Source organism: Mycobacterium heckeshornense (assembly GCF_016592155.1).
Taxonomy (GTDB): domain Bacteria; phylum Actinomycetota; class Actinomycetes; order Mycobacteriales; family Mycobacteriaceae; genus Mycobacterium; species Mycobacterium heckeshornense.
In genome coordinates this window covers 3,985,083-4,001,323 of record NZ_AP024237.1, presented here as the reverse complement: position 1 = coordinate 4,001,323, position 16,241 = coordinate 3,985,083, and the positions used below count along the sequence as shown (strand labels likewise).

Here is a 16,241-nt window from a genome sequence, read left to right as displayed (position 1 = left end):
GCTACCCCTGCGTCGGGACAGGAATTGAGCCATGAGCAAACTGCTTGAGTACGACGAAATCGCGCGCCGCGACATCGAAACCGGTGTCGACAAGCTCGCCGACACGGTACGGGTGACGCTGGGGCCGCGCGGCCGCCATGTCGTGTTGGCCAAGGCATTTGGTGGGCCGACCGTCACGAACGACGGCGTCACCGTGGCCCGCGACATCGACCTGGAAGACCCGTTCGAGAACCTGGGCGCCCAGCTGGTGAAGTCAGTGGCCACCAAGACCAACGACGTGGCCGGCGACGGCACGACCACCGCGACCGTGCTCGCGCAAGCGGTGATCAAAGGGGGCCTGCGGCTGGTGGCCGCCGGCGCCAACCCGATCGCGCTGGGCTCGGGGATCAGCAAGGCCGCCGACGCGGTGTCGGAGGCATTGCTGGCGGCCGCCACCCCGGTATCCGGCAAAACCGCGATCGCGCAGGTTGCCACGGTGTCGTCGCGCGACGAGCAGATCGGCGAATTGGTTGGCGAGGCAATGACCAAGGTGGGCCACGACGGGGTGGTCACGGTCGAAGAATCGTCGACGCTGTCCACCGAGCTGGAGTTCACCGAGGGTGTCGGGTTCGACAAGGGATTCATCTCGGCGTACTTCGTCACCGACTTCGATGCGCAGCAGGCCGTGCTCGAGGACGCGCTGATCCTGCTGCACCGGGAAAAGATCAGCTCGCTGCCGGATCTGCTGCCGCTGTTGGAGAAGGTCGCCGAAACCGGCAAACCGCTGCTGGTCATCGCCGAGGACGTCGAAGGGGAGGCGCTGGCGACGTTGGTGGTCAACGCCATCCGTAAGACGTTGAAGACGGTCGCGGTCAAGGCGCCGTACTTCGGCGACCGCCGCAAGGCGTTCCTGCAGGACCTTGCCGTGGTCACCGGCGGCCAGGTGGTCGACCCCGATGTCGGACTGCTGCTGCGCGAGGTCGGGCTGGACGTGTTGGGCACCGCGCGGCGCATCGTGGTCACCAAGGACGACACCGTGATCGTCGACGGTGGCGGCAGTGCTGAAGCTATTGCCGAGCGTGCCAAGCAACTGCGCGCCGAGATCGAGACGACCGATTCCGATTGGGACCGCGAGAAACTCGAGGAGCGACTGGCCAAGCTGGCCGGCGGGGTTGCCGTCATCAAGGTTGGTGCGGCGACCGAAACCGCGCTGAAGGAGCGCAAGGAAAGCGTCGAGGACGCCGTCGCCGCCGCCAAGGCCGCCGTCGAGGAGGGCATCGTGCCGGGGGGCGGGGTCTCGCTGTTGGCGGCCCGCGAGGCGCTCACAAAACTGCGTGCGTCGCTCAGCGGCGACGAGGTTCTCGGTGTCGACGTGTTCTCCGAAGCGCTCAGCGCGCCGCTGCACTGGATCGCTGCCAACGCCGGGCTGGATGGCTCGGTCGTGGTGAACAAGGTCGCTCAGCTGCCGGCCGGGCACGGCTTGAACGCCGAGACGCTGACCTTCGGCGACCTGGCAGCCGAGGGGGTCATCGACCCGGTGAAGGTCACCCGGTCGGCGGTGCTCAACGCGGCGTCGGTGGCCCGGATGGTGCTGACCACCGAGACGGCTGTTGTAGAAAAGCCCGAAGAACAAGCCGAGCACGACGAGCACGGCCACGCGCACTAAAACCACCCCCCGGCACGGCCCCGGCCTCGCCGACCGGGGGGCTCATGCTTTGAAGGGAAAGTCCTGCCCGATAAAAGTTTTCAGCCTCGGCGCGGCGGTGCCGACTCGATCACAACTTGGCACCCAGTCCCGCGATCAGGTTGATGGTGACCGCCAAGACGACCGCGCCAAGGAGGTAGGACAGCAGCGCGTGCCGCAACACCGTCGCCCGGATGGACGTCAACCCGATCTCGGTGTCCGACACCTGAAACGTCATGCCCACGGTGAAGGCCACGTACGCGAAGTCCCGGAAGCAGGGTCGCTCGGGGTCGTGGAAGTTGATTCCGCCCGGCTCGCCCGAGTAGTAGAGCCGTGCGTAGTGCACGGTGAACAACGTGTGCACGGCGAACCAGGATGCCGCGACGGTGAGCAGACCGACCATGGCGGCCTCGACGGCTCCCGGGCCTGAGCGCGATGCGGCGGCTACCACGTAACCGACCCCGCCCAGGCTCGCGACGCTTGCCGAGACGATGACCGCGTCGGCCACCCACCGGGTGGGGTCCTCCTTGGTCACGTATTCGCGGGTTTGATCGGCATCCATTCCGGCCAGGACGAGCCGCGTCCAGACCACATAGACGGCGGAGGTAACGACCCAGCCGACGATCGCGAATCGCCAGCCGACCGTGTCACCCACCGCGACAGCGACGGCGACGCCGAGCGCGGCGGCGACCACGAGCCGAACCGCGACCGTCTCGCGGGACAACGTAACGAGGGATCTCACAATCCCGACCTAAGCACGAGCGCACAGCCATGTGCCAACGGCCACACACGTCCCGGACGTCGGGCGTGGTCGCCCCGTGGTGGCCCGGGAGCGGCGGCGCCGGGATTAGGCGCTGCGGCGGGCGCGGCCCAGATCGCGTTTGAGCAACATGTCGCGCTCGGTCTCCGACAGCCCGCCCCAGATGCCATACGGTTCAGCGACCGCCAGAGCGTGATCGCGGCACTGCTGGATCACCGGGCAGCGTCGGCACATCTCCTTGGCCCGACGCTCGCGTTGCAGACGGGCCCGGCCACGCTCGCCGTCGGGATGGAAGAACACCGACGAGTCGACACCCCGGCACAGGCCGCGCAGTTGCCAATCCCAGATATCGGCGTTTGGTCCAGGTAGCTGCTCCGGCTGCGGCATTTAATTCCCTCTCTACACGTCCATGGGCAAGCGAGTACAACCAGCGCTTGGGCCATGTAACTGATTCGAGCGGAGTCGGCGATGACTACTCGTCAGCAATAAAGTAGGGGCGGCGCCGAATTTCAGTCAACACAGACCCGGCTCATCGAATGCGTAACCGCAGGTTGAGAATTTACTTCACGTTCATCCCTGTGATGCAGTATCCGTACCGAGCATGCTAATGCGAGGTCGCCGATGCTGGTATTTCAGTTTCTACCCGGTGGCGCGTGCACGTTAATAAGGCGACCGGTATGCGGTGGTTAATATTGCGGTAACTGAGAAACCACAAACTTTTAACTAATGTGCCCCGCGAATACCGAACGCCGTCTATTGACTGAATCGACTCTGAGCGCCGCCGCATTCGGTGACCGGCCGGGCTGTTGGCCGCTGCCGTCGGCGACCACACCTTACCAACGCTGGCTGCGCGCGGTCGCAGCCGGCGGGCAGGGTCGCTACGGCAGCGCCCTGAGCGACTTGGCGCCGCTGCTGCGCACCACAACAGCGGGACGGCTGGCCTCGCTGGCGCACAGCACCCGGGGCTCGTTCCTGCGTCAGCTCGGCTGGCATGCGCGAGCGCGCCGGTGGGACGGCGCAGCGTTGGCGCTGGCCGGCGACGACGCCGAGGCTGCTGGCGACGCGCTGATTGGGCTGGCCGCCGACGCCCTCGGGGTGCGCCGGTTCGCCGCCGCCGACACATTGCTGCGCCGGGCCGACAAGGCGCTGGCCGCCGGCGGGCCCGGGGCGCAGCGCCCGGCCGTGCGCCGGGCGTGGGTGGCCGCCGAGCTGGCAATGGCCCACGGTGAAGGCCGCCGCGCGGTGCGTCATGCCGAGCAGGCCGTCGAACTGGCGCAGGCCATATCCGCGCGGCACCGCGTCAAAAGCGACATGGTGTTGGCCGCCGCGCTGTGCAGCGCCGGCGACATCGACCGGGCTCGTGCGCTCGGCGACGACACGCTGGATGCCGCCGCGCAGTTGGGTTTAGTGCCGTTGCGCTGGGCGCTGGCTTGCCTGCTGATCGATATCGGAAGTGCCAGGCGCACAACGCAACAACTGCGCAGTCTGCGGCACGCGTGCGCCGAACACGTGCGCCGCGCCGGCGGGATCTGGCGCGAGCGTTAACGGTTGAAGCGCCGATCGGCCATTATTGTCGAGCCGTGCAACAAGACCGGGATGTGGCCGGTTCGTAACGTTGGAGAGACCGCGGCCGATGACAATTGACGGAGAACGTCTCGACGCTGTCGTTGCCGATGCCGTGGCAGGAGATCGAGATGCGCTTCGGGAAGTGTTGGAGACCATCCGGCCGATCGTGGTTCGATACTGCCGCGCGCGGATCGGCACCGCGGAGCGGGGCGGTCTTTCGGCTGATGACGTGGCACAGGAGGTGTGCTTGGCCGCCATCACGGCGCTGCCGCGCTACCGGGACCAGGGACGCCCGTTTCTGGCCTTTGTGTACGGCATCGCCGCACACAAGGTTGCTGACGCGCACCGCGCGGCCAGTCGCGATCTGGCCTACCCCGCCGACGAGCTGCCCGAACGCTGCGCCGATGGCGCGGATCCCGAACAGGTGGCCCTCGAGGCGGAATCGGTGACCCGAATGAACGAATTGCTTGAGGTCCTGCCCGACCAGCAGCGCGAGATCATCATCATGCGTGTCGTCGTGGGTTTGAGCGCCGAGGAAACCGCCACCGCTGTCGGCAGCACCCCCGGAGCGGTTCGAGTGGCCCAGCACCGGGCGCTGACCCGGCTCAAGTCCGAAATCGTCGCAGCGGGGCGTGATTATGTCTGATTTCAGGTCAGCCGCAGATCAGCCGTCGCTGGACGCGATCGCGCGCAGCGACGGATTCCTCGACGCGCTCGCCACCCGGGAGCGGGTCGACGTCGCGGATCACGACGACGAGGTGCTGGCTGAGCTGCTCGAGCAGTGGCGCGACGATCTGCGATGGCCGCCGGCAAGCGCGCTGGTCTCGGAGCAGGAAGCCGTCGCTGCGCTGCAGCACGGGCTGGCGGCCCGCCAGCGCGCCCGCCGGGCGCTGGCGTTGGTCGGATCTGTGGCCGCGGCGGTGTTGGCGCTCGGCGGGTTTGGCGCCCTGGTGGGAACCGCTCATCCGGGCGACGCACTTTACGGCGTGCACACCATGCTGTTCGGGGAGCCGCCGTCGGTCCACGACGACGAGGTGGAGTTGGCCGCGAAGAGCGAATTGGCCAAGGTTCAGCAGATGATTGCCCAAGGCCAATGGGACCAGGCCCAAGGCAAGTTGGCCGCCGTCAGCGACACCGTGCAAAGCGTCAACGACTCCACCCGCAAACAGGGCCTACTCGATGAGGTCAATCAGCTCAACGCCAAGGTGGCCAGCCGCGATCCCAATGCCACCGTGCCGCCGGGCTCGCCCGCAGGCCCCGCGCCCGTTTCGTCGGTCGGCTCGGCTTCCACTTCGGGAGGGTCGACGACGGCCGAGTCAGCCCTGCCGGAGACCACCTCGGGCAGCGCCACCAGCGCGTCGACCGAGGCGACCACAAGCACCACCATCAGCAGCAGCCCGGCCGCACCGTCCACACCGTCCTCGCCGGCGCCGCAGGCCGCGTGGGCAAGCACCTCGACGAGTTCTGCTCCGGTGCAATCACCTTCGCAAGCCGTCGGCGTCACCCCCACAACGACGGCGGCGATCCCAGCGACCAGCCCGAGCCTGTCCAAAGCCGGCGACACGGCGGCGCAGACCACGCCGGGCCCGCCCGTCAGCAGCGCGGCGCTGTCAACACCGCGCAGTCCGGTCGGCACCGGATAGCGGGACGGCTGCCAGGGCAGCGTGAACTGCGGCTGGGCCGACGGGCTCAGCGGCGCCCGTGATAGCCCTCGGAGTCGGAGGTCGCCTCGTTGAGTGATGCGTCGGCGTATCCGCGGCAATAGTCCCAGGTGACGTAGGCGTCCGGTTCCGGGTCGTAGGCCGGCTCGTGAGGGCGGACAGTGCCGTCGACGAGCAACTGCAGCAAGTTGGCGCGCAACATGTCCCAGTCGTGGTAGTGGTCCTGCTGGCATTCGTCACAGCAGACCACGAGACCACGAATCCCCTTGTGCGCCAACAATGCCTCGTATACGGCCAGGTCGGCCAGGTCGGCTTCGACCGCCATCCGCTCCTGCGGGTCCAGCGGCTGGGCCGGTTCGACGTCGTCCAGCGCCGCCGAAGGGTCGCACGGGTCGTCGGCAAACGGGTCGGGCGGCAAACCCGGTGGTAGATAGTCGCGCACGTCTCCACATTACGCAGCCCGGCCACCATCACGCCAGCGGAACCACCGGGCGGTACCGACCTGTCACGCCGCCCCGGCGCGCGTCGTCACCGGGCTCACACTGAGCCGATAGACATCCCAGGGTCGTAAGTTGTCAAGCGGCTTGGGTGTCGTGGGTGGTTTGGCGGTGTGCCCAGGCCTTGTGTTCGTTGTAGATGGTGCGGTGTCGTAGGCAGCCGTGGAGGATGCCGACGAGGCGGTTGCCCAGGGCGCGTAGTGCTTGGTGGTGCAGGTCTCCTGCGGCGCGGCGATGGTCGTAGTAGGAGCGTGCGCCGGGGCTGGTTGATAGGGCGCAGAACGCCCATTGGTCGATCGCGTCATACAGGCGGCGGTTGCGAACGTGGCGGGCCAGCACGGCGCGTTTCTTGCCTGAGGCTACGGTCAAGGGTGACGTTCCGGCGTAGTTCTTGCGAGACTTGGCGTCGGTGTAGCGGTTCGGGTCATCCCCGAACTCACCGAGCACCCGGGCGCCGAGCACAACACCGAGTCCTGGCAGGGAGAGGTAGATGTCGGCGTCCGGGTGTTTCTCAAAATGTGCGGCCAGTTCGGTTTCGAGCTCGGCGATCTGGCAGTTGAGTTCGACGATGATGCCCACCGCGGCGCGGGTGGTCGCTCCGAAGGCTGCGGTGACCGCGGCGGGGGCGGTGAGCTGTTCGGTGCGCAGCAGGGCTGCGATCTGTTGGGCGCGGGTGTCGAGGTTACGTTGGCGCCCAGCGGCTTTGAGGGCCGAACGGATTTTTGACAGGCTCAGATGTGCGGCTTCAGCGGGAGTTGGAGCGCGGCCCAAAATGGCAAGGGCATCACGGTCTGACAGGTCGTCGAATGCCTCCAGTGCCGCCGGGTAATACTCACGCAAAGCGCTGCGCAGCGCGTTGGTCTGTCGAATACGGGCCCAGATCAGGTTTTGGTGTCCGCGTGCCAATACCTTGACCGCTTCGGCAATGGGGGTGTCACCCGCGACCATGCGGTGATTGTGCCGATCGGTGCGCACCAGATCGGCCAGTAGCTTGGCGTCGCCGGCATCAGATTTCGCCCCGGAGACGTGGTGGCGGTCGCGGTAGCGGGCCACTGCGAGCGGGTTGACCGCATACACCTGGTAGCCGGCCGCGGTCAGCGCCTCGACCCATAAGCCGCGGTCGGTTTCGATGCCGACCACGACGTGGCCGGGTTCTTCAGCGTGGGTGGCCACCAGCTCGTGGAACCCGCGGATACCGGCGAGTCCTTCGGGCAGTCGCCGCGAGGCCAGCCGAGCGCCGTCGGTGTTCATCAGGTAAATGTCGTGGTGGTCTTCGGCCCAGTCGTCTCCAATGAAGATCAGTGAAATCGCCTCCTTTGTCCGAAGTCTTGCTGTTTCCCATTGAGCCCAAGGGACACCCGGCGGCGACCTAATGGATTCAGTGCTCGAACGGCACGACACCCCATCAGCGCTACAGGCGACCCTCACCAACCGGCAGGGGCACGATCTATCGCTAGGAATCGACGAACACACTCCCGGGTGAGCCAGTGCTCACCTACCGGCGGCTCGGTGACCAGCCTCCCCGATCCAGGCCATTACCTAGTCAACGGCGCGCTGATCGGTTCCCATTAGGATGGGCTTCTGACTCCGCATGAGGAGGGCCTCACCGATGTCCCATGGCGTCTACGAAGGCAGCGCCGATCTGATCGCCAGTCCCTACGCCCGGCTCGGTGGGCTGGCCGACGACGCGGTCCCCACCGGTGGCGATGATCCCCACAAGGTGGCGATGCTGGGGCTGACGTTCGACGACGTGCTGCTGTTGCCCGCAGCCTCGGACGTGGTGCCCGCCAATGCGGATACCTCCAGCCAGCTCACCAAGAAAATCCGGTTGAAGGTGCCACTGGTCAGCTCGGCGATGGACACGGTCACCGAGTCACGGATGGCCATCGCGATGGCCCGGGCAGGCGGTATGGGCGTGCTGCACCGCAACCTGCCGGTCGCTGAACAGGCCGGCCAGGTCGAGACCGTCAAGCGATCCGAGGCCGGGATGGTCACCGATCCGGTCACCTGCCGACCGGACAACACCTTGGCCGAGGTCGACGCGCTGTGCGCCCGCTTCCGTATCTCCGGGTTGCCGGTGGTCGACGACAGCGGCGGGTTGGTCGGCATCATCACCAACCGCGACATGCGCTTCGAGGTCGACCAGTCCAAGCCTGTCTCGGAGGTGATGACGAAGGCTCCGCTGATCACCGCCCAGGAGGGCGTGTCCGCCGACGCGGCGCTGGGCCTGTTGCGCCGCCACAAGATCGAAAAGCTGCCGATTGTCGACGGCCAGGGGCGGCTGACCGGGCTGATCACCGTCAAGGATTTCGTCAAGACCGAACAGCACCCGAACGCCACCAAGGACAGCGACGGCCGGCTGCTGGTCGGCGCCGCGGTCGGGGTCGGCGACGACGCCTGGGCGCGCGCGATGACGCTGGTTGACGCCGGCGTCGACGTCCTGGTCGTCGACACCGCGCACGCGCACAACCGGCTGGTGCTCGACATGGTCGGCAAGCTCAAGGCCGAAGTCGGGGAGAAGGTCGAGGTGGTCGGCGGCAACGTCGCGACCCGCGCGGCCGCCGCGGCGCTGGTCGAGGCCGGCGCTGACGCGGTCAAGGTCGGGGTGGGCCCCGGCTCGATCTGCACGACCCGGGTGGTGGCCGGTGTCGGGGCGCCGCAGATCACGGCGATCCTGGAAGCCGTCGCGGCCTGCGCCCCGGCGGGCGTGCCGGTGATCGCCGACGGCGGCCTGCAGTACTCCGGCGACATCGCCAAGGCGCTGGCCGCGGGCGCGTCGACGGCGATGCTGGGATCGCTGTTGGCCGGCACCGCCGAGGCGCCCGGTGAGCTGATCTTCGTCAACGGCAAGCAGTACAAAAGCTATCGCGGCATGGGGTCGCTGGCCGCGATGCAGGGCAGGGGCGAAGGCAGGTCGTACTCCAAGGACCGCTACTTCGCCGACGACGCGCTCTCCGAGGACAAGCTGGTGCCGGAGGGCATCGAGGGCCGGGTGCCGTTCCGCGGGCCGCTGTCGAGCGTGATCCACCAGCTCACCGGCGGCCTGCGCGCGGCGATGGGCTACACCGGGTCGGCCACCATCGAGCAGCTGCAGCATGCGCAGTTCGTCCGCATCACCGCGGCGGGGCTGAAAGAAAGCCACCCGCACGACATCACGATGACCGTCGAAGCGCCGAACTACTACGTGCGGTGAACGGGCCGTTCATGCGTGACATGGTCGAGATCGGCATGGGCCGCACGGCACGGCGCACTTATGAACTCGATGACGTCAACATCGTGCCGTCGCGGCGGACCCGCTCCTCCAAAGACGTGTCCACAGCCTGGCAGCTCGACGCCTACCGGTTCGAGATTCCCGTCATCTCCCATCCGACGGACGCGCTGGTGTCCCCGGAGTTCGCGGTGGAGCTCGGTCGGCTGGGCGGGCTGGGCGTGCTCAACGGCGAAGGACTGATCGGCCGGCACGCCGACTACCGGGCCAAGATCGCCCAAGTCATCGAGGCCGCCGAGAAAGAACCCGAACCGGCGGCGGCCATTCGACTGCTGCAGCAGCTGCACGCCGCGCCGCTGGATCCCGACCTGCTGGGTGCCGCGGTGGCCCGTATCCGCGAGGCCGGGGTGATCACCGCGGTGCGGGTCAGCCCCCAAAACGCTCAGGCGCTCACCCCCGCCCTGATCGCCGCAGGGATCGACCTGCTGGTCATCCAGGGCACGATTGTCTCCGCCGAACGAGTAGCCAGCGACGGCGAGCCGCTGAACCTCAAAACCTTCATCGCCGAGCTCGACGTGCCGGTGGTGGCCGGTGGCGTGCTCGACCACCGCACCGCCCTGCACCTGATGCGCACCGGGGCGGCGGGCGTCATCGTCGGCTACGGCTCCACCCAGGGGGTGACCACCAGCGACGAGGTGCTGGGCATCAGCGTGCCGATGGCCACCGCCATCGCCGACGCCGCCGCCGCCCGCCGCGAATACCTCGACGAAACCGGTGGCCGCTACGTGCACGTGCTGGCCGACGGCGACATCCACACCTCGGGCGACCTGGCCAAGGCCATCGCCTGCGGTGCCGACGCGGTAGTGCTCGGTACGCCGCTGGCCGAGGCCGCCGAAGCGCTCGGCGACGGCTGGTTCTGGCCGGCCGCGGCCGCGCACCCGTCGCTGCCACGCGGGGCGCTGCTGCAGGTCGCCGTGGGCGAGCGGGCGCCGTTACGCAAGGTGCTGGGCGGCCCGTCGGACGATCCGTTCGGCTCGCTGAACCTCGTCGGCGGGCTGCGCCGGTCGATGGCCAAGGCCGGCTACTGCGACCTCAAGGAATTCCAGAAGGTCGGCCTGACCGTCAGCAGCTGACTCTCCGCGCGAGCAGACACAGAATCGCGTTACCGCGGCCGCTTTTGTGCGATTCTGCGTCTGCTCGCCGTAGGCTGGGGCCGGTGGAGCCTGATTACGACGTGCTGATCATCGGTTCGGGTTTCGGGGGCAGCGTGACCGCGCTTCGGCTGACCGAGAAGGGGTATCGCGTCGGGGTCCTCGAAGCCGGTCGCCGGTTCGCCGACCACGAGTTCGCCAAGACCTCCTGGAACCTGCGCAAGTTCCTGTGGGCGCCCAAGCTGGGCTGCTACGGCATCCAGCGCATTCACCTGCTGCGCAACGTCATGATCCTGGCCGGCGCCGGCGTGGGCGGCGGATCGCTGAACTACGCCAACACGCTGTACGTGCCGCCGGAACCGTTCTTCAACGACCGGCAGTGGTCGCACATCACCGACTGGCGTGCGGAGCTGATGCCGCACTACGAGCAGGCGCAGCGCATGCTCGGCGTGGTGCGCAACCCCACGTTCACCGACGCCGACCGCATCGTCAAGGAAGTCGCCGACGAGATGGGCTTCGGCGACACGTGGGTGCCCACCCCGGTCGGGGTGTTCTTCGGCCCGAACGGCGAGAAGGCGCCGGGCCAGCGGGTGCCCGATCCCTACTTCGGCGGGGTAGGGCCCGAGCGGGTCGGCTGCCATGAATGCGGATGCTGCATGACCGGCTGCCGCTACGGCGCGAAAAACACCCTGGTGAAGAACTATCTCGGGCTGGCGGAAAGCGCTGGTGCACAAGTGATTCCGATGACGACGGTCGTCGGCTTCGAGCAGCTGGCCGACGGGGTGTGGCAGGTGCAAACCGTGCGCACCGGCCGCTGGGTGCGCAAGCAGAAGAAAACGTTCACCGCGACGTATCTGGTGCTGGCCGCCGGGACATGGGGCACCCAGCGGCTGCTGTTCAAGATGCGCGACGAGGGCAAACTGCCGAAGCTGTCCGACCGTCTCGGCGTGCTCACCCGGACCAATTCCGAATCCATCGTCGGCGCCGGAAAGCTCGACGTGTCGCCGGATCTCGACCTCACCCACGGCGTGGCGATCACGTCGTCGATCCATCCCACCCCCGACACCCACATCGAGCCGGTGCGCTACGGCAAGGGCTCCAACGCGATGGGGCTGCTGCAGACGCTGATGACCGACGGCCCCGGCCCCGAGGGCACCGACATGCCGCGCTGGCGACAGTTCATCCACAACGCCCGCCAAGACCCGCGCGGCACCCTGCGGCTACTCATCGTTCACCGGTGGAGCGAACGGACGTTGATCGCGCTAGTCATGCAGCACCTGGACAACTCGATCACGACGTTTACCAAACGCGGAATGTTCGGGCGCCGACGGTATTCCAGCAAGCAAGGGCACGGCGAGCCCAACCCGTCGTGGATCCCGATCGGCAACAAGGTGACACGGCGGATCGCCGAGAAGATCGGCGGCGTCGCCGGCGGCACCTGGGGGGAGCTGTTCAACATCCCGCTGACTGCGCACTTCCTGGGCGGCGCCGCGATTGGCGACAGTCCCGAGCACGGGGTCATCGACCCGTATCAGCGGGTGTATGGCTACCCGACGCTCTCGGTGCACGACGGCGCTGCGATCTCGGCGAATCTCGGTGTCAACCCGTCACTTTCGATCACCGCGCAAGCCGAACGCGCCGTGTCGCTGTGGCCGAACAAGGGACACAAGGATCTGCGGCCGGCCCAAGGCGAGCCCTATCGCCGGCTGGCGCCGGTCCCACCCGAGCATCCAGTGGTCCCGGCCGATGCGCCCGGCGCGCTGCGCTGGTTGCCGATCGAACCGGTCAGCTCCGCGGGCTAGCCCGCCACGGCAAGCGGCGCTCCGGCGATCACGCGGCTGCGCTGGCCGTGCACGTCGACGGGCACATCGCCCATCAGGGTGACCCGGTGCATGAGCCGAGGCTGGTCGTCGTAGTCGTCGACGGCGCGGTGCTGGGTGGCGCGGTTGTCCCAGATAGCGACGTCACCCGGCTCCCAATTCCACCGGATCGTGTTCTCCGGCATGGTGATTCGACGTTGTAGCAAGTCCAGCAGCACATGCGACTCATGTTCGTCGAAGCCGACGAAGCCGCGCACGAAATCGCCCGCAACCAGGGTCCGTTCACCGGTCTCCGGATGCACCCGCACCACCGGATGCTCGGTGCGAAAGTCCGGCTTTTCGAACGCTTCCCGAAACGCGCGCTCTCCCTCGCTCAGCGCTTCGGCACCGACGTAGTCGTAGCGGTTGCTGTGCAGCGCCCACAGGTTTTCCGCGAGCCGCTTCAGCGGCTCGGGCAGCGCCTCATAGGCCGCCGCGGTGGAGGCCCACAACGTCGATCCGCCATAGCTTGGCAGCGTGACCGCTCGCAGGATCGAGGCCGCGGGGTAGTTCGCGACAAATGTGACGTCGGTGTGCCAGCGGGTCGCCTTCCCGTATTCGGAGTTGATCGGTGTGATCACGGGCGCGTTCTCGACGGCGAGATACTTCGCGGCCGGGTGCCCGATCGGGGTGCCCAGCAGCCGGGCGAACGCGAGCTGCTGGTCGTCGTCGAGGTGATGCTGGCCGCGGAAGAAGATCACCCGGTGCTTCAGCAGCGCCCGGTGGATCGTGTCGAGCGTGGCGGGGTCGAGATCACCGCCGAGTCGCACCCCGTCGAGGCGCGCGCCGATGCGGCTGCCGAGCCTGGTCACCGTGGTTGTCGAAGAAGTGGTCATCGGATCCCTCGGAGTAGCGTATGTAGTCAATTGACTACATACGCTACTGTAGTCGTATGACTACGCCGGTGTCAAGGGGTGAACCAGGCCGGGTGCCCGTGGGGCGCGAACAGGTTGCGGCCGCGATCCTGGCGGCCGCGGCCGACCTGTTCGCCGAGCGGGGTCCGGCCGCGACCTCGATCCGTGACATCGCCGCTCGGTCGAAGGTGAACCACGGGTTGGTGTTTCGCCACTTCGGCACCAAGGAGAAGTTGGTCGGCGCCGTGCTCGATCACCTGGGCATGACGACGACCGCGTTGCTGCAGAGCGGTGCGCCGGCGACCGAGGTGGAGCGGGCGTTCGACCGGCATATGCGGGTGATGGCCCGCGCCCTGCTCGACGGCTATCCGGCCGGGCAGTTGCAGCGCCGGTTTCCCGGCGTCTCGCAGCTGCTGGATCAGGTGCGGCCGCGACACCGCAGCGACCGCAGCGCGCGTTTGGCTGTCGCCAATGCGGTTGCCCTGCAACTGGGTTGGCGGTTATTCGAGCCGTTCTTGCGATCCGCGGCGGGTATCGACGAGATGACCGACGACCAGCTGCGGCAGGCGGTGGCCGCCGAAGTGGCCCGGATCGTCGAGCCGCCGCCGGTCAGCTGACCGCTGCCCGGGCCGACGAGCTGGGCTGGGCCTGAAGTCTGCGTGACGCCACCGTGCGCCGGTGCACCGGTTCGCGGCCTGGGGGCTGCTGCGGCGGCGGCAGCAACGGCTCCCGGATCCGCACCGGGACGGTCGTAGGCGCTTCAGTGCTGAGCTTGAGCTCTTCGCCGGCATGGCGGATCGTCAGCTCACCGCCGGGCCCGTCGCGCAGGGTGTAGGTGACGTCCTCGTGGGTGGCGCACACGCTGACTCGAAATCCTCTCCAGCGCAACCGGAACCGCAGGCAGGCGATGGCGTCGGGCAGCTGCGGGTCGAGCGAGAGGATACCCTCGTCGTCGCGCAGGCCCCCGAAGCCGCCGACCAGCGCGGTCCAGGCCCCGGCCAACGACGCCATGTGCAGCCCGTCGCGGGTGTTGGCGTGCAGGTCGCGCAGGTCGATCAGCGCCGCCTCGTAGGCGTAGTCGTGAGCCAGCTCCAAGTGGCCCACCTCGGCGCACATCACCGCCTGGGTGCATGCCGACAGCGACGAGTCGCGCACGGTGCGCCGCTCGTAATAGTCGACATTGCGGGCCTTCTGTTCAGGCGTGAACGCGTGGCTCTGCCACTGCATCGCCAGCACCAGGTCGGCTTGTTTGATCACCTGCGCCGGGTAGAGCCGCACATACGGCGCGTGCAGCAGCAACGGGTACGTCGCGTTCTTGTCGAAGTCCCACTCGGCAAACGTCGTGAAGCCCTCGCACTGCTGGTGCACGCCCAGCTCCTCGTCGTAAGGGATGTGCGCCGCGTTGGCCGCGTCGCGCCAGGCGGCGGTTTCCTCGGTGCTGACCCCCATCGCGCGCGCCTTCTCCGGATGGCGGGCGCACGCCTCGGCGGCCACGCGCAGGTTGTGCGCCGCCATCAGATTGGTGAACACGTTGTCACGCACGACCGCGGTGTATTCGTCCGGGCCGGTGACGCCGTCGAGGTGCCAGACGCCGTGCCGGTCGTGGTGTCCGAGCGACCGCCACAGCCGGGCGGTTTCGATCAGCACCTCCAGCCCGCACTCTTCCTCCAACGACTCGTCGCCGGTGACGATGCGGTAGCGCTCGAACGCCGCCGCGATGTCGGCGTTGACGTGAAAAGCCGCCGTGCCGGCCGGCCAGTACCCCGAGCACTCCTGGCCGCGGATGGTTCGCCACGGGAACGCTGCGCCCTGCAGATCAAGTACGGCCGCCCGCTCGCGGGCCAGGTCCAGGGTGGCTGCCCGCCAGCGCAGGGCGTCGGCCGCCGCTTGGGGCGCGGTGTAGGTGAGCACGGGAAGAACGAATCCTTCGGTGTCCCAAAAGGCGTGGCCGTCATACCCGGTGCCGGTCAGTCCTTTGCCCGGGATGGCGCGCACTTCGGCGCGCGCGCTGGCTTGCAGGATGTGAAAGAGCCCGAATCGCACCGCCTGCTGGATCACCGGGTCACCTTCGACCTCGACGTCGGCGCTGTCCCAGAACTTGTCGAGGTATTCGCGCTGGGCGTCGAGCAGCCCCTGCCATCCGTGGTAGCGGGCGCCGGTCAGCGCGGCCGCGGCCTGGTCACGCAGCGCGGGCCGCGACCGCAGGCTCGACCACCCGTAGGCCAGGTACTTGACGATGCGCAGTTTCTGTCCGGGACGAAGCCCGCAGATTACCGTGGTGCGAGCCAGGTCCGGACGTGTTTCGGTGTCGAACTCGACGCGTCCGGGCACGTCGATTTCGTGGTCCATCACCGCCGACATCATCAGGCCGCTGGCCCGGGTGCGATGCATGAGCATCGCCCGACATTCGCGTGAGTCCTGCTCGACGGGCTCCAGCGGATTGTCCAGCACCGCCGCCACCCGCGGATCGCCCGACATCTGCGGCAGATCCTCGTTGGCAACAAGCTCGGATTGCACGGTGACGCGGGTGAATTCGTCGATCGCCTCGACCACGTACTCGATGGCGGCCACGCTGCGCTGGGCCAGCGACACCAGCCGGGTCGACACCACTTTCACCTGCTTGCCCGCCGGTGAGCGCCAGTGCGCGATCCGGGTCAGTGTGCCGGCGCGCAGGTCGAGCGTGCGCTCGTGGTCGATCAGTTCGCCGTAGCGGACGTCGAACGGCTCGTCGTCGACCAGCAGCCGGATGATTTTGCCGTTGGTGACGTCGACGATGGTCTGCCCGGCCTCCGGATACCCGTACCCCGCCTCGGCGTAGGGCAGGGGCCGGACTTCGTAGAACGAGTTGAGGTAGGTGCCCGGCAGGCCGTGCGGCTCTCCTTCGTCGAGGTTGCCGCGTAATCCGATGTGCCCGTTGGACAGCGCGAACAGCGATTCCGACTGTGCCAACAGGTTGAAGTCCAGCCGGGTTTCGCGGACCTGCCAGGGTTCGACGGGAAAGGCTTCTTCAGTAATCATGATC

14 protein-coding genes are annotated in these 16,241 nt (G+C 67.8%); 8 read left to right on the top strand and 6 right to left on the bottom strand.

The window, feature by feature from the left end:
* The first annotated feature begins 31 nt into the window (after positions 1 to 31).
* Positions 32 to 1,645: a chaperonin GroEL gene (gene groL / locus MHEC_RS19270; RefSeq protein WP_048890192.1), complete on the top strand. Its 1,614-nt coding sequence runs from the start codon at positions 32 to 34 to the stop codon at positions 1,643 to 1,645.
* A gap of 109 nt (positions 1,646 to 1,754) precedes the next feature.
* Here groL and MHEC_RS19265 read toward each other — a convergent pair whose 3' ends face one another.
* Both MHEC_RS19265 and MHEC_RS19260 read right to left on the bottom strand, forming a co-directional pair.
* Positions 1,755 to 2,405: a DUF1345 domain-containing protein gene (locus MHEC_RS19265; RefSeq protein ID WP_048890191.1), complete on the bottom strand. Its 651-nt coding sequence runs from the start codon at positions 2,403 to 2,405 to the stop codon at positions 1,755 to 1,757.
* Positions 2,406 to 2,510: 105 nt separating this feature from the next.
* On the bottom strand, positions 2,511 to 2,810 hold the full coding sequence (locus tag MHEC_RS19260) for a WhiB family transcriptional regulator (protein WP_048890190.1): 300 nt from the start codon (positions 2,808 to 2,810) through the stop codon (positions 2,511 to 2,513).
* Between the two features lie 339 nt (positions 2,811 to 3,149).
* Here MHEC_RS19260 and MHEC_RS19255 point away from each other — a divergent pair, with 339 nt between their 5' ends.
* From MHEC_RS19255 to MHEC_RS19245, 3 genes are all read left to right on the top strand, one after another.
* The gene (locus tag MHEC_RS19255; protein ID WP_048890189.1) at positions 3,150 to 3,968 is read left to right on the top strand and encodes a hypothetical protein; all 819 of its coding nucleotides are present in this window, start codon (positions 3,150 to 3,152) and stop codon (positions 3,966 to 3,968) included.
* An 88-nt stretch (positions 3,969 to 4,056) separates the two neighbouring features.
* A complete protein-coding gene (locus MHEC_RS19250; RefSeq protein WP_048890188.1) occupies positions 4,057 to 4,635 on the top strand; it encodes a sigma-70 family RNA polymerase sigma factor in 579 nt (192 codons plus the stop codon).
* A complete protein-coding gene (locus MHEC_RS19245; RefSeq protein ID WP_071700513.1) occupies positions 4,628 to 5,632 on the top strand; it encodes an anti-sigma-D factor RsdA in 1,005 nt (334 codons plus the stop codon). The genes MHEC_RS19250 and MHEC_RS19245 overlap by 8 nt, the downstream gene beginning before the upstream one ends.
* Positions 5,633 to 5,678: 46 nt before the next feature.
* On the opposite strand, the gene MHEC_RS19240 is transcribed toward MHEC_RS19245, so the two are convergent.
* Positions 5,679 to 6,092, bottom strand: a complete 414-nt coding sequence (locus MHEC_RS19240; protein WP_003919236.1) for a DUF5319 domain-containing protein — start codon at positions 6,090 to 6,092, stop codon at positions 5,679 to 5,681.
* Between the two features lie 133 nt (positions 6,093 to 6,225).
* Positions 6,226 to 7,449: an IS110 family RNA-guided transposase gene (locus tag MHEC_RS19235; RefSeq protein WP_048893892.1), complete on the bottom strand. Its 1,224-nt coding sequence runs from the start codon at positions 7,447 to 7,449 to the stop codon at positions 6,226 to 6,228.
* A gap of 307 nt (positions 7,450 to 7,756) precedes the next feature.
* On the opposite strand from MHEC_RS19235, the gene guaB reads away from it, so the two are divergent.
* From guaB to MHEC_RS19220, 3 genes are all read left to right on the top strand, one after another.
* On the top strand, positions 7,757 to 9,340 hold the full coding sequence (gene guaB / locus MHEC_RS19230) for an IMP dehydrogenase (RefSeq protein ID WP_048893256.1): 1,584 nt from the start codon (positions 7,757 to 7,759) through the stop codon (positions 9,338 to 9,340).
* Between the two features lie 20 nt (positions 9,341 to 9,360).
* Positions 9,361 to 10,488: a GuaB3 family IMP dehydrogenase-related protein gene (locus MHEC_RS19225; RefSeq protein ID WP_099868772.1), complete on the top strand. Its 1,128-nt coding sequence runs from the start codon at positions 9,361 to 9,363 to the stop codon at positions 10,486 to 10,488.
* Between the two features lie 83 nt (positions 10,489 to 10,571).
* On the top strand, positions 10,572 to 12,308 hold the full coding sequence (locus tag MHEC_RS19220; protein WP_048893257.1) for a GMC family oxidoreductase: 1,737 nt from the start codon (positions 10,572 to 10,574) through the stop codon (positions 12,306 to 12,308).
* Here the strand turns inward: MHEC_RS19220 and MHEC_RS19215 are convergent.
* Positions 12,305 to 13,201, bottom strand: a complete 897-nt coding sequence (locus tag MHEC_RS19215; RefSeq protein ID WP_048893258.1) for a TauD/TfdA dioxygenase family protein — start codon at positions 13,199 to 13,201, stop codon at positions 12,305 to 12,307. The two genes, MHEC_RS19220 and MHEC_RS19215, sit on opposite strands and share 4 nt — an antisense overlap.
* A 56-nt stretch (positions 13,202 to 13,257) precedes the next feature.
* Between MHEC_RS19215 and MHEC_RS19210 the strand changes: the two genes are divergently transcribed.
* Positions 13,258 to 13,836 carry a TetR/AcrR family transcriptional regulator gene (locus MHEC_RS19210; RefSeq protein ID WP_048893259.1) on the top strand — a complete coding sequence of 193 codons (579 nt, stop codon included), beginning with the start codon at positions 13,258 to 13,260 and terminating at the stop codon, positions 13,834 to 13,836.
* Here MHEC_RS19210 and MHEC_RS19205 read toward each other — a convergent pair.
* Positions 13,829 to 16,237 carry a glycoside hydrolase family 65 protein gene (locus tag MHEC_RS19205; protein ID WP_048893260.1) on the bottom strand — a complete coding sequence of 803 codons (2,409 nt, stop codon included), beginning with the start codon at positions 16,235 to 16,237 and terminating at the stop codon, positions 13,829 to 13,831. The two genes, MHEC_RS19210 and MHEC_RS19205, sit on opposite strands and share 8 nt — an antisense overlap.
* Positions 16,238 to 16,241 lie beyond the last annotated feature (4 nt).